11 protein-coding genes are annotated in these 13,285 nt (G+C 66.7%); 6 read left to right on the top strand and 5 right to left on the bottom strand.

Annotation, left to right across the window (positions count from 1 at the left end; all coding sequences use genetic code 11):
• Positions 1-225: 225 nt before the first annotated feature.
• From ACFWB0_RS19410 to ACFWB0_RS19425, 4 genes are all read right to left on the bottom strand, one after another.
• Positions 226-429, bottom strand: a complete 204-nt coding sequence (locus tag ACFWB0_RS19410) for a DUF3073 domain-containing protein (protein ID WP_378492095.1) — start codon at positions 427-429, stop codon at positions 226-228.
• 194 nt (positions 430-623) lie between these two features.
• A complete protein-coding gene (locus ACFWB0_RS19415) occupies positions 624-1,580 on the bottom strand; it encodes an asparaginase (RefSeq protein WP_378492096.1) in 957 nt (318 codons plus the stop codon).
• Entirely contained in the window at positions 1,577-2,248 is a 672-nt protein-coding gene (locus ACFWB0_RS19420; protein WP_378492097.1) for an MOSC domain-containing protein, read from the bottom strand. Before ACFWB0_RS19420 ends, ACFWB0_RS19415 begins: the two co-directional genes overlap by 4 nt.
• Complete coding sequence (locus ACFWB0_RS19425; protein WP_378492098.1) at positions 2,245-3,375, bottom strand: YgfZ/GcvT domain-containing protein; 1,131 nt, start codon at positions 3,373-3,375, stop codon at positions 2,245-2,247. Before ACFWB0_RS19425 ends, ACFWB0_RS19420 begins: the two co-directional genes overlap by 4 nt.
• Positions 3,376-3,430: 55 nt before the next feature.
• On the opposite strand from ACFWB0_RS19425, the gene ACFWB0_RS19430 reads away from it, so the two are divergent.
• From ACFWB0_RS19430 to ACFWB0_RS19455, 6 genes are all read left to right on the top strand, one after another.
• Positions 3,431-4,285, top strand: a complete 855-nt coding sequence (locus tag ACFWB0_RS19430) for an aminodeoxychorismate lyase (RefSeq protein WP_378492099.1) — start codon at positions 3,431-3,433, stop codon at positions 4,283-4,285.
• A gap of 195 nt (positions 4,286-4,480) precedes the next feature.
• The gene (locus ACFWB0_RS19435; RefSeq protein ID WP_378492100.1) at positions 4,481-6,001 is read left to right on the top strand and encodes a cytochrome ubiquinol oxidase subunit I; all 1,521 of its coding nucleotides are present in this window, start codon (positions 4,481-4,483) and stop codon (positions 5,999-6,001) included.
• A gap of 9 nt (positions 6,002-6,010) precedes the next feature.
• Complete coding sequence (cydB, locus tag ACFWB0_RS19440) at positions 6,011-7,048, top strand: cytochrome d ubiquinol oxidase subunit II (RefSeq protein WP_378492101.1); 1,038 nt, start codon at positions 6,011-6,013, stop codon at positions 7,046-7,048.
• Positions 7,045-8,757: a thiol reductant ABC exporter subunit CydD gene (gene cydD / locus ACFWB0_RS19445; RefSeq protein ID WP_378492102.1), complete on the top strand. Its 1,713-nt coding sequence runs from the start codon at positions 7,045-7,047 to the stop codon at positions 8,755-8,757. The genes cydB and cydD overlap by 4 nt, the downstream gene beginning before the upstream one ends.
• A 50-nt stretch (positions 8,758-8,807) precedes the next feature.
• A complete protein-coding gene (cydC, locus tag ACFWB0_RS19450) occupies positions 8,808-10,454 on the top strand; it encodes a thiol reductant ABC exporter subunit CydC (protein WP_378492133.1) in 1,647 nt (548 codons plus the stop codon).
• Between the two features lie 316 nt (positions 10,455-10,770).
• Complete coding sequence (locus ACFWB0_RS19455; protein ID WP_378492103.1) at positions 10,771-12,507, top strand: BCCT family transporter; 1,737 nt, start codon at positions 10,771-10,773, stop codon at positions 12,505-12,507.
• A gap of 23 nt (positions 12,508-12,530) precedes the next feature.
• Here ACFWB0_RS19455 and ACFWB0_RS19460 read toward each other — a convergent pair whose 3' ends face one another.
• Complete coding sequence (locus ACFWB0_RS19460; protein ID WP_378492104.1) at positions 12,531-13,184, bottom strand: FABP family protein; 654 nt, start codon at positions 13,182-13,184, stop codon at positions 12,531-12,533.
• Positions 13,185-13,285 lie beyond the last annotated feature (101 nt).

The following is a 13,285-nucleotide window of genomic DNA, read 5'->3' on the forward strand; positions in this document are numbered from 1 at the left end:
CGTACGGCGAGCTCGGCGACGGTCAGCGGTCCGTCCGCCAGCTCGTCGGCGACGGCCAGTTCGGCCAGGACGTGCTGGAGCGTGGATCCCCGACCCTTGTTCGTGTTCATGTGAACTCGCGGTCGTTGCGTCGCACACGCACGATGACCACTCGATCGGTCGACGTCACCACTAGCGGAGGGGGAGCCGATGCCGGCTCCCCCTCCACTAGTGGTCAGCGTCTGGTCAGCGACGCCAGTCGTCGTCGTTGTCGTCCCAACCGGAACCTTGGTCGGCGAAGACCTCGTCCCTGTGCGAGTTGGGTGCACCGCCCGACAACTCTCCGTCCGACAACTCTCGTTGAAGGCTCTCGAAGTCGGTGGATGGCGAGCTGTACTTCAGTTGCCTTGCAACCTTGGTCTGCTTTGCCTTAGCTCGGCCGCGGCCCATGGCCAACCCCCTCGCGCTTTGACGGGGCGGCCTGGGGAATTTGGCGGCCCCGGTATGTTGAGTATTTTCCTGTGCCCCACTTTAGCTTGGAAAACTCAGTTCCGCTCCCACCCACCCGTCCGGGCGGGTGTCCGTTACATCTCATTGGCACCCGACCTGCGGTAATACGATTTTCACATGTGTGAAGATGGGGCTCAGAACACCCCCGGCACGGCTCGGACGGTACCGACCCTCACCCCACCACCGAGTACGGGTTGTGAGGCGAGGGCCGCGAGCTTCTCATCAGCAGTGACTCCGAGCCGGGTGAGGACAGCGGCGGTGAGGGGAAGCCGGGCACGCTCGTGACCATCGTCGATCTTGAACGCGAACGCCGAGCCGTCCGGAAATGCGCCCGCGTGGATGCCGTCGGCTCCGGCCTTGCACATCAGCCCGGGAACGGCCTGCATCAGCCGCAGGTCGTCCTTGCCCGATCCGGAAATGAGGAACGGGTGCTCGCGGATCGCATCGGCCACGGCGCGCTCGGGCGTGTCGAGCTCGGCCGTCGCCAGCCGGGAGTACGCGCGGGCCAGGTTGATCAGCGGAACCGGGACGATCGGGAGGCCGCATCCGTCGATGCCGAGATCGGTCTCTTCGATGTCGCCCGTGAGCTCGAGGATCGTCTCCACCACCGCCTGCTGCAGGGGGTGGGAGGAGTCGAGATAACTCGAGGTGGGCCAACCGTTGGCGGCACACGTCGCCAGCATCGCGGCGTGCTTACCCGAGCAGTTCATGTAGGCGGGCCGAGGGACACGACCCGCCGCGAGAACCTCGGCGCGGGCCAGTTCGTTGCCGGGCAGATCCGCGGGGCACAGCAACGCACGTTCCTCGAAGCCGGAATAGGCGAGCAGTTCCTCGACGAGTTCGATGTGGTCCGATTCGCCTTCGTGCGACGCCGTCGCGATGGCCAGTTCGGCGGTGTTGCGCGGCGCGAACCCCAGCCGAAGCAGCGCGGTCGCCTGCAGCGGCTTGTTCGACGAGCGGGGGTAGATGGGTGTGTGGACCTCGCCCAGCGAGACGATCACCTCACCGCGCGGATCCAGGACCACCAGAGATCCTCGATGTACGCACTCGCGGAACCCGGAGCGCACCACTTCGACCAGTTCGACGCTCAATACGCCACCCGTACCTCTCGTCCGGCGACCCGTCGCCGGGCCTTGTCCGCGACACTCGGCGACAGATCGTCCTGCAGCTCGAGCATCACCGCGATCCGCTCCGGGTCGCGTCCGGTGAACAGATCCCGCACGGTCACCCCGTGCTCGGGCACATCCTCGACGACGATCCGGTCGCCGGCCCGTACCGGGCCCTCGTCGATCACCTTCAGATAGACGCCGGTGTCGCCCCGGGCCGAGAACCGCTTGACCCAGCCCGCCTCGCCCGACCACACGCCGAACGTGCCGCAAGGTGTGCGGGGACCCGTCACTTCGAGCAGGAGACCGGCGTCGCCCACCCGCCACCGCTCGCCGATGACCGCGTCGCTGGTCGCGATTCCGCTGGTCCGAAGGTTCTCCCCGAACCATCCGGCGGGGAGGTCGCGTCCGAGGTCGTCGGCCCAGCGCCGGGCTTCGTCGTCGCCGTACGCGTAGACGGCCTTGAACCGTCCCCCGTGATGTTCGGTGTCGCACTGCCGGTCGCCGGTCAGGCCGAGACCGCCGACGTGCACAGCGTCATCCACCGGTCGCTTGTCGATCCCGGTGACGGGGACGCGGCGCGTGCCGCTGGCCCGGATCTCGTGCACCACACACACGGCGTCGACCCGGCCGGGATTCGGTGCGGCAGTCACCGGCCGCGCAGCCGGTCGACCGCGAGGCGGCCGGCCTGGACCGTGTCGTCGGCGGGCACCGAATCCGGATCGATCGCTGCAGCACACGGGCCGACGACGAGCGCGGTGTCCGGCGCGATGTTCCGCTTGACGAGGGCCAGCGCGATCGGGCCCAGTTCGTGGTGATCGACGACGGTGCCGAGACGTCCGACCGACCGGCCTCCGGCGGTGATCGCCTCGCCGGGTTCGGGGCGGCCGTCGGCCGAGCCGTCGAGATGCAGCAGAACCAGGTTTCGCGGGGGTTTACCGAGATTGTGGACGCGGGCGACGGTCTCCTGGCCGCGATAGCACCCCTTGTCGAGGTGTACGGCGCCTGCCTCGGCGGGACTGCCGATCCATCTCGCCTCGTGCGGGATGGTGCGGTCGTCGGTGTCGAGACCCACCCGCGGTCGCGTGTCGGCGACGCGCAGTGCTTCGAACGCCCAGATACCTGCGGCACGAGCCCCGGCGTCCGTGAGGGCGGTGAAGGTCTCGGCGAGCTTCTCGCGTGGCACCAGAAGGTCGTAGGAGTGCTCGGTGGGCCACGGCATCCGGCGCAGGAATCCGCCACCGGGAAGCGCGACGGCCGCGTACGTTTCGGTGGGCAGCGCGTCGAGGCCCAGTACAGCGAGGATCTGCGCACTGCCTGCAGCCGGCCCCAGCAAGGTCAGCACCGTGAGTTCGTTGCCGTCGCGCGGCTCGGCCTTGGACCAGAACACCATCTTGGTGAGGAACCCCAGGAGGCCCGGCCCGCGATCGGGCTCGGTGTCGATCCACGTGACGCCGCCCAGATCGGTCTGGATGAAGTGGTGCTCGACGCGTCCGTTGAGGTCGAGACTGAGATTCTCGGCGGAGGTTCCGTCGGGCAGCGACTGCACGTCCTGGCTGGAAATGGTGTGCAGCCAGCTCAGACGTTCGTCGCCGGGAATCGCGATGACGAAGCGGTTCGAGCGGTCGACGACGGCGACGGAGGTGACAGCCGCGCGCTGTTCTCCCAGTGGATCCCCGTAGTGCCAGGGCAGGCCCTCATCGGGACTTCCGGGTAGCGACGCGACGGCATCGGGGAAGGTGAGCAATGGGCTCTCGGACACGATCGGAAACTCGGCCACGACACCAGTCTATGGGGAAGCGAACGGAGGGGGAGTAGTGGATAGGGTGGTCGGCATGGCTGATCGGGTGCTGGTGACACTGGATGGCGAGGTGAGGGATGCTGATGCACCCCTGCTGCACGCCGACGATTTCGGAGTGCTGCGTGGGGACGGTGTCTTCGAAACGCTGCTGGTGAGAGGCGGGAAGGCCCGTGCGGTCGAGCTGCATCTCGCCCGGCTGGCGTCGTCGGCATCCGCGGCGGATCTGCCCGCCCCCGACCTCGACGACTGGCGACTGGCGATCGATCTCGCCGTCGAGCAGTGGGGCGACGAGCGGGAAGGCGCGCTTCGTCTCGTGTACACGCGCGGCAGGGAGGCCGGCAACGAACCCACCTCGTTCCTGTTGGTGACGCCGGTGGCCGACCGTGTGGAGACCGCACGACGCGACGGTGTCTCGGTGGTGTCGCTCGAACGCGGATTCTCGGTGGATCTGGCGCAGAAAGCGCCCTGGCAGCTCCTCGGTGCGAAGACCCTGTCGTACGCGACCAATATGGCCGCGTTGCGGCACGCGGAATCGGTGGGTGCCGATGATGTGATCTACACGAGCAGTGAAGGGCACGTGCTGGAAGGTCCGCGGTCGACGGTGGTGATCGCGCGCGGACGGACCTTGCTCACGACACCGCCGGAACAGGGCATCCTGCCGGGAACCACCCAGCAGGCGCTGTTCGACGCGGCGCCCGATCACGACTTCACGGTGCGCTACGAGGCGCTGCGGCCCGCCGATCTCATCGTCGCCGACGGCGTGTGGCTGTTGTCGAGTGTGGCGCTCGCCGCACGCGTGCACACGCTCGACGGGCACGCGCTCGCCACCGAGGCCCTCGACAGGGAGATCGAGAAGCTGGTCGACAAGGCGATTGCCGCCGCGCGCTGACATTTCGAGTGAGCTCGGCCGCGCGGGCGGCCGAGGTGTGGTTGTGACCACGGATGGTGGGCGGCACCGACATTTTCTACTACCGTTCGTAGTAACAAGGTCGTGCTCGCCGGTCGAGCGTGGCCTCGTGCGAAGAATCCGACGTGGAACCGCGGTCGGATCCGGTCCCCGTACTGGGCTTCACTCGGAGTGGCAATGGATGTGCTCGACCTGTCCCGATGGCAATTCGGGATCACAACGGTGTATCACTTCATTCTTGTTCCGCTGACCATCGGGCTCGCCCCGCTGATCGCGATAATGCAGACGATGTGGGTGATCACCAAGAAGGATCACTGGTATCGGCTCACCAAGTTCTTCGGGAAGATGTTCCTGATCAACTTCGCCCTCGGCGTGGCCACAGGCATCGTCCAGGAGTTCCAGTTCGGCATGAACTGGAGCGAGTACTCGCGCTTCGTCGGCGATGTGTTCGGCGCACCGCTCGCATTGGAGGGCCTCGTCGCCTTCTTCATGGAATCCACATTCCTCGGACTGTGGATCTTCGGCTGGAGCCGCCTGCCGAAACTCGTTCACCTCGCGACCATCTGGCTCGTCGCCATCGGCGTCAACGCGTCCGCCTACTTCATCATCGCCGCCAACTCGTTCATGCAGCACCCCGTCGGTGCCATCTACAACCCGGACACCGGCCGCGCCGAACTGACGAGCATCTGGGCGCTGCTCACCAACAACACCGCGCTCGCGGCGTTCCCGCATGCGGTGGCAGGCGGCTTCCTCACCGCGTCGACCTTCGTTGCAGGCATCGCCGGCTGGTGGATGGTGCGGAACATGCGTCGCGCCAAGCAGATCCGAGAATCGGGCACCGCGGAGGTGGACGTGCTCGAAGCCGAGCGTCTCGAAGGGGACGCGCGCACGATGTTCCGCCCCGCGACCCGGCTGGGCCTGCTCGTCATGATCATCTCGGGTGTCGGCCTGTTCGTGACGGGTGATGTCCAGGCCAAGCTCATGTTCGAGCAGCAGCCCATGAAGATGGCCTCGGCAGAATCGCTGTGCCATACCGAAACAGACCCGAACTTCTCGATCCTCACGATCGGCACCCACAACGACTGCGACGGCGTCATCCACGTCCTCGACATGCCGTTCGTGCTGTCCTACCTCGCCGAAGGCAAGCTCAGCGGGGTGACATTGCAGGGTGTCGAAGACCTGCAGGCCCAGTACGAACAGCAGTACGGCCCGGGCAACTACAAGCCCAATCTCTTCGTCACCTACTGGTCGTTCCGCGCGATGATCGGTCTCGCCGCGGGATCCGCGGCACTGGCCCTCGCGGGCCTGTGGGTCACCCGGCGCGGACGGGTGCCCGATCAGAAGTGGTTCGGATGGCTCAGCATCGCAGCGATCCCCACACCGTTCCTCGCGAACAGCGCCGGCTGGATCTTCACCGAGATGGGCCGCCAACCCTGGGTGGTGCACCCGAACCCGACCGGCGTCGACATGATCCGGCTCACCGTCGAACAGGGTGTATCGGATCACGCGCCCGGCACCGTGATCACCTCGCTCGTCGCTTTCACCCTCGTCTACGCGGGCCTCGGTGTCGTGTGGTTCTGGCTCATCCGCAAGTACGCGAGGGAAGGCCCCTTGGAGCACGACGCGCAGCCACCCGGCGAGCACGACGACGAGTCCGACGACAACGGACAGCCCACACAGCTGTCCTTCGCGTACTAGGAGACGGTCATGGGACTTCCCGAAGTCTGGTTCATCCTGATCGCCGTGCTGTTCACCGGATACTTCGTCCTCGAGGGATTCGACTTCGGCGTCGGCATGCACATGCCGGTGCTCGGACGCGGCAGGAGCGAGAGCGCAGACACCCGACGACGCGTGCTGCTCAACACCATCGGTCCCGTGTGGGACGGCAACGAGGTGTGGCTGATCACCGCAGGCGGCGCGTTGTTCGCAGCCTTCCCCGAGTGGTACGCGACCCTGTTCTCGGGGTTCTACCTCCCGCTGCTGCTGATCCTGCTCGCACTCATCGTCCGAGTCTGTGCGATCGAATGGCGCGGCAAGATCGACGATCCGACGTGGCGTCGCCGCTGCGACTGGGGCATCATCTTCGGCTCGTGGGTACCCGCAGTGCTGTGGGGCGTGGCATTCGCGAACATCGTCCGCGGTGTCGCGATCGACGAGAACAAGCAGTACGTCGGCGGGTTCTTCGGCCTGCTCAATCCGTACGCGCTACTCGGTGGAGCCACCACCGCGCTGGTGTTCGCGTTGCACGGGGCCGTGTTCATTGTACTCAAGACCGCCGGGGATGTGCACGAGGACGCCGTGAAACTGTCTCGCCGCCTTGCGATCCCGACCATCCCGGTCGCGGGTGGGTTCGTCCTGTGGACCCAGCTCGCCTACGGCAAGGACTGGACGTGGATCCTCGTGGTCGCTGCGGCTCTGTCGCTGCTTGCGGTCGTCGCGCTCACGGCTGCCGAACGTGAGGGCTGGGCATTCACGTTCACGACCGTTGCGATCATGGCGACCATCGTCCTGTTGTTCGCGTCGCTGTTCCCGAACGTCATGCCGTCCACTCTCGATCCCGCGTGGTCGCTGACGATCGAGAACGCGTCGTCGAGTCCGTACACCCTGAAGGTCATGACCTGGGCGGCCGCGATCATGACCCCGGTCGTCCTGATGTACCAGGGCTGGACGTACTGGGTGTTCCGCCAACGCATCTCGACCGCGCAGATCCCCAAGTCCATCGGGCTGAAAATCGGAGCGAAGTGACGGTCCCAGCCGCCGCTGTCCCCGTCGATGTGCGCGCACGTCGACGGGGACCGATCGATCCGAGGCTGTGGCGTTACTCGGCCGCGGCTCGCGGGTATCTCGTCCTCACGGTCGTCACATCACTCGTCGACGTGGCCATGGTGATCGTGACCGCACTCATGATCGGCACGGTCCTCGCCGGGGTCATCACGACCGACGCACGGTCGCTCGGCGACTGGAACACCGAGCTCGCCGTCCTCGCTGCGGCCGTCGTCGTGCGGGTCGCGGTGACCTGGCTGCATTCCCGCTACGCGCACCGCTCCGCAACGCGCGTGATCGCGGAACTCGAACACGAAGTCCTGGATGCCGCGTCGGCTCTGCCGCCCCGCGAGCTGGACCCACGCCGCGACGAGATCGCCACCGTGCTCACCCGCGGCCTCGACGGCCTCGGCGACTACCTCACCGGCTACGTTCCGGCGCTGCTTCTTGCCGTCACGCTCACGCCGATCACGATCGTCGTCATCGCCACACAGGACCTCACGTCGGCGATCATCGTCGTGGTCACCCTTCCTCTGATCCCGATCTTCATGATCCTCATCGGTTTCCTTACCAAAGGGAAGGCCGATCGCACCCTGTCGGCGATGACCGCGCTGTCGTCGCAGCTGCTCGATCTGGTCGCGGGCTTGCCGACGCTGCGTGCGCTGGGCCGTGAACGCGGACCGGAAGCCCGCATTCGCGAACTCGGCGACGATCACCGCCGCACCACGATGTCCGCGCTCCGGGTGGCGTTCCTGTCGGGCACCGTCCTCGAGTTCCTCGCGACCCTCTCGGTCGCGCTCGTCGCGGTGGCCATCGGCATGCGGCTCGTCTACGGCGGAATGCCGCTCGAGGCGGGCATCATCGCGCTGATCCTCGCGCCGGAGGCCTACCTCCCGCTGCGCACCGTGGGTAGCAAGTTCCACGCCGCCGAGGACGGAATGGCCGCCGCGGAAAGAGCGTTCGCGATCCTCGATACCGCAGGAACCGATGTTTCCCGATCTGCATCGGCAGTGGTGGGGGAGCGCCCCGATCACCGTCCCGACACCGCGCCGGAGTTGATGTTCGACGGGCTGAGTGTCGCGGGCCGTGACGGGCACGCCCCGCACCGGCTCGACGCGGTGTGTCGCCCCGGTGCGATCACCGTCCTCACCGGGCCCAACGGCTGCGGCAAGTCGACCGCGTTGCTCGCGCTCCTCGGCCTTGCCGAACCGGCGGAAGGGACCGTCACCGTCGACGGCACCCCGGCGGTGGGCGCCGATCAGTGGTGGGAACGGGTCGTGTGGCTGCCGCAGCGGCCGGTGCTGCTTCCCGGAACTCTCGCCGACAACCTGCGGCTCACCGGAGTCGACCCCGAGGCTCCGGACCTCGACGAGATTTGCGGAGCAACGGGATTCGACGTCGTACTGGCCGAACTTCCGGAGCGGTGGAATACCGTCGTCGGTGCCGACGGAACCGGTCTGTCGCTCGGTCAGCGGCAACGGCTCGCGCTCACCCGGACCTTGGCGTCACCGCGGGACGTGCTGCTGCTCGACGAACCTACCGCGCACCTCGACGATGCCACGGAAGCCACCGTCCTGAATACCCTTCGCGCCCGTGCGCGGGCGGGCCGCACCGTCGTGGTCGTCGCGCACCGCCCGTCGCTGCTCGCGATCGCGGACCGGGTGGTCACTGTGGAAGGTGGTGCTCGGTGAAGGGAGATCTCGTAGAGCGGAGCGATGGGAAGTCGTCCCTGCGCCGGGCCATGTCGTTGCTCGAACTCGAGCCCCGCCGGGTATCGATCGCTGTGGTCGCGGGTGTCGCGACACTCGGCAGCGCACTGCTGCTCGCCGGGCTTTCGGCGTGGCTCATCGTGCGCGCGTGGGAGATGCCACCGGTCCTCGATCTGACCGTCGCGGTCGTCGCGGTGCGCGCGCTGGGCATCTCACGTGGACTCTTCCGTTACTTCGAGCGGCTCGCCACGCACGACACCGCGCTGCGCGGTATGACGTCCGCGCGGTCGCGACTGTACGAGCGTCTCGCGGAGGGCGATCCCGCCGCCTCCGCCGGACTGCGACGCGGAGATCTGCTCTCCCGCACCGGATCCGATGTCGATGCACTCGGCGACGTGGTGGTGCGCGCCCTCGTTCCCATCGCCGTCGCGGTCGTCCTGAGTCTTGCCGCCGTGATCACGGTCGGGGTGATCGCCCCGACTGCGGGCGCGGTCCTCGCCGTTGCGCTGCTCGTGGCAGGGGTCGTCGCGCCGTGGTTGTCGGCATCCGCTGCGGCCCGGGCGGAGGCCGACGGTGACGCCGCCCGAACCCGCTTCGGTGAGGACGCTGTGACCGCGCTCGATCACGCCGCGGAACTGCGTGTTGCCGGACGGCTGACCGTCGTGACCGGGCGGGCACGGGCGGCGAATCTCGAATCGGTGCGCGCCACCGACCGCTCGGCGATCCCCGCCGCGTTCGCGGACGCGGCGGCGCCACTCGCAGTGGGGGCGAGCGTGCTCGGGGCACTGCTGATCGGCATCACCCTCTTCGGACCTGATGCCGCGGCGATGAGCCCCACGATGCTCGGCATCCTCGTGTTGCTGCCTTTGTCCGCCTTCGAAGCCACCGCACCGCTTACCGCAGCAGCGCAGACGCTCACCCGCGCACGCCTCGCGGCACGGCGCATCGTCGACCTGCTCGACCGCGCTGATCGACCCGTTGCCCACGGCACCGCATCTGCAGACGGCCCCGGCAGGCTCCGCGCCTGCGCGTTGCGGAGCGGATGGCCGGGTGGCTCGAGCGCCGACCCCGTCGATCTGGATGTGGCTCCCGGCTCCCGGGTCGCGATCGTCGGGGCCAGCGGTAGCGGTAAGACCACCACGGTGATGACACTCGCCGGGTTGCTGGCACCGCAGGGTGGTTCGGTCACCCTCGACGGTGTGGATCTTGCCGAGATCGAACAGGCTGCGCTCCGGCGACGTGTCGCGTTCTTCGCCGAGGACGCTCACATCTTCGACACGTCGATCCTCGAGAATCTTCGAGTTGCGCGGGGCACCGTCGACGAGAACGAAGCGCGGACCGCTCTCGCGTCGGTGGGGCTCGGACAGTGGGTCGACGCGCTGCCGGACGGAGTTCACACTGTGCTCGCATCCGGTGCGCGCGACATCTCGGGCGGACAACGCCGCCGGCTGCTCCTGGCACGCGCGCTCCTGTCGCCGGCACAGATCCTGCTGCTCGACGAACCGGCCGAACACCTCGATGCCGAGGACGCCGCGCACCTGCAGCGGCAGCTCCTCGACGCAGGCTCGGGTCTCGTCGATCCCGGGCGCACCGTCGTTGTGGTCACGCACAGCCTGCCGGAGCGCACCGCCGCCGACCTGGTGATACGCGTCGAGAAAAATGCGTTGCCGACGCCGTGATCCGAGCGTACTTTCTCAGGTACACGAGAAAGGAGGTGGTCTGGAAGTGAGTGATATTCGGACGCGTGAGGTGACCATCCGCTAGCAGTGTGACGACGGAATTCACCCGCCGCACGCGGTAGGCGAATCCCAGATGGTCACCCGGCTCCCGAGCCCCGGTCTGTCCGGACCGGATCCGACCGTCACGGACGATGTTCGTGTCGCGTCGGAAGCTCGGGGGCCGTCTGCGTATCTCTCGGCGCCGTGAACCCTGAAACGGTGTGATCTGCCTCTCGACGAACCGGGTGTATCGGCGGACTCAGCGGGGTACATATGGATGATGCCGATTCTGCAGCGTGCCCACGATGCCCTCCGGCTGCGTACCTCGCCGGGCATCTTCTTCGCATCGGCTGCGGTCGCCATCCTGTTCGTCGTCGTGACCATCGCGTTCACCGGCACGGTCGACGAGATCTTCAGCACCGCGTCGACCTGGATCATGACGAACCTGGGCTGGTTCTACATCCTCGGCGTCACCACCTTTCTGCTCTTCCTCGTGGGGATTGCGTTCACTCGATACGGCAGGGTCCGGCTCGGCGGTGACGACGAGCGGCCGGAACACTCGAACATCACCTGGTTCTCGATGCTGTTCGCTGCAGGTATCGGCACCATCTTGATGTTCTGGGGCGTTGCAGAACCGATCTCGCACTTCGCGAACCCACCGAGGCAGGACGTCGAACCCCGTTCTGTCGAGGCCGCGAACGAAGCAATGGGCTTCGCCCTCTACCACTTCGGTCTGCACACCTGGACGATCTTCGCGCTGCCCGGCCTGTGCTTCGGATATTTCATCTACAAGCGGCACCTGCCGCCGCGGGTGAGTTCGATCTTCGCGCCGATTCTCGGTGGTCGCATCTATGGGCCGATCGGCCATGCCATCGATGTAGTCGCCATCATCGGCACCGTGTTCGGTGTCGCGACATCCGTGGGTCTGGGAACCCTGCAGATCAACGCAGGCCTCGCGCAGCTGTTCGACATCGAAGAGTCCGGGATCCTGCAGATCGCGCTGATCGCGATCGTCACGGTGATGGCGGGCGTCTCGGTAGCACTCGGTCTCGACAAGGGCATCAAGCGATTGTCGAATCTCAATATCGGTATGGCCGTAGGTCTTCTGGTGTTCGTGCTGGTCACCGGCCCGAGCCTGTTTCTGCTCAAGGGCATGATCGAATCGGTCGGCATCTATGCGGAAGCCCTGCCGCGACTCGCATTCTGGAACGACACCTTCGCGAACTCCGGCTGGCAGAACACGTGGACAGTGTTCTACTGGGCGTGGACGATCACCTGGTCGCCGTTCGTCGGCATCTTCATCGCCCGTATCTCCCGCGGCCGCACAGTCCGCGAATTCGTCGGCGGTGTGCTCGGACTTCCCGTGCTGTTCTCGGTGATCTGGTTCAGCATCTTCGGCATGGGCGCCTTCGACATCGAACTCAATGGCGACGGCGGACTGGTGGACCGCGTCGTCGGCGATGGTGACATACCCGGTGCGCTCTTCGAATTCCTCGGCAATTTCCCGTTCGCCGCGGTGGTGTCGTTCATCGCCATCGTGCTTGTGGTGATCTTCTTCGTCACCTCGGTCGATTCGACGGCGATGGTGCTCGACATGATGGCATCCGGTCACGAGGAGAAGGCACCCATTCATCAGCGCCTGTTCTGGGCTGTCCTCATGGGCGTTGTCGCGGCCACCATGCTCGTCGCCACCGGAAAGGACGGCCTCGATGCGCTGCAACAGGTCATCACGGTGGTCGGGTTGCCGTTCTTCGTGATGGGCTGGGTGATGATGTACAGCCTGGTGCGGGGAATCCGCGAGGATCTCGGTGAGCGTCCGGAGCCGGTGACCCGTCAGTGGCCCCAGGTGCATACACCCGAGGCACTCGCTGCGGCCGACGAGCTACCCGCGCCGGAGGTCGTGGTGGTCACGCACGCAATCCCGGAGGGCGAGTCGGGTGAGGCCGGGTCGGGTGAGGCCGGGTCGGGCGAGGACAGCCCCGAATCGGACACCGCCACTGCCGAGTCGAAGTGATTCGGCCCGAGCGATGAGGAAGATCAGCCGATGTAGCGCGACAACCGTGCCGACATGCGCGGGGTCAGGTCTCCATCGGCGATGACGCGTTCTTCGACGTAGGCGAGGTCGCCGCCTTCGACGATGCCGTAGAGCCGCTTGGCGCCGCCGACGGCCTCGCCGGACTTCGTGCGAATCACCACGTCCGTCGCGAGTTCCCACGACGACTGGGTCAGGGCCGTTCCGTAGTACAGCTCGACGACACCGGAGCTGTGGGTGAGCAGCAGTTCGACGGTCTCGGGATCCTCGCTGCCTGCGGCGTCGGTGCCCGACACACGCCAGAATCCACTTTCGCGGCGATCGGGTGCACTGAACTCGTCTGCCTCGTCGAGGCGCCACGAGCGTGCTTCCCATGCGAGGTAGTCGGATCCGCTGTGCGAGACGACGATCTGTTGACCGAAGCGGTAATCGCCGGTCTCGGGATCGTGTCCTTCGCCTTCCCCGCGCCACACACCGACCAGTGGCAGCAATGCCAGCATCGCCGGGTTCAGGTCGGGGCCGAGCCTCAGATTCGCGGTATCTTCCGGGCCGGGCAGGCCGGGCAGCACAGGAATGTTGCGCTCAGCGGTGGCCGCGGCGCGTTTCTCCGCCTCGGCGATCGCGTCGTTACCGCTGCGGCGAGGATCGTCGGCCGACATCAGTCTTGTGTGACCAGGCGGTAGATCGTGTACAGCGTGAACCAGATGATGAGCAGCGCTGCCAGGACCAGGAGAACTTCGAAGAAAATGACCACGGGCAC

Origin of the sequence: Rhodococcus sp. NPDC060086 (assembly GCF_042730275.1) — a bacterium.
Classification (GTDB): Bacteria; Actinomycetota; Actinomycetes; order Mycobacteriales; family Mycobacteriaceae; genus Rhodococcus.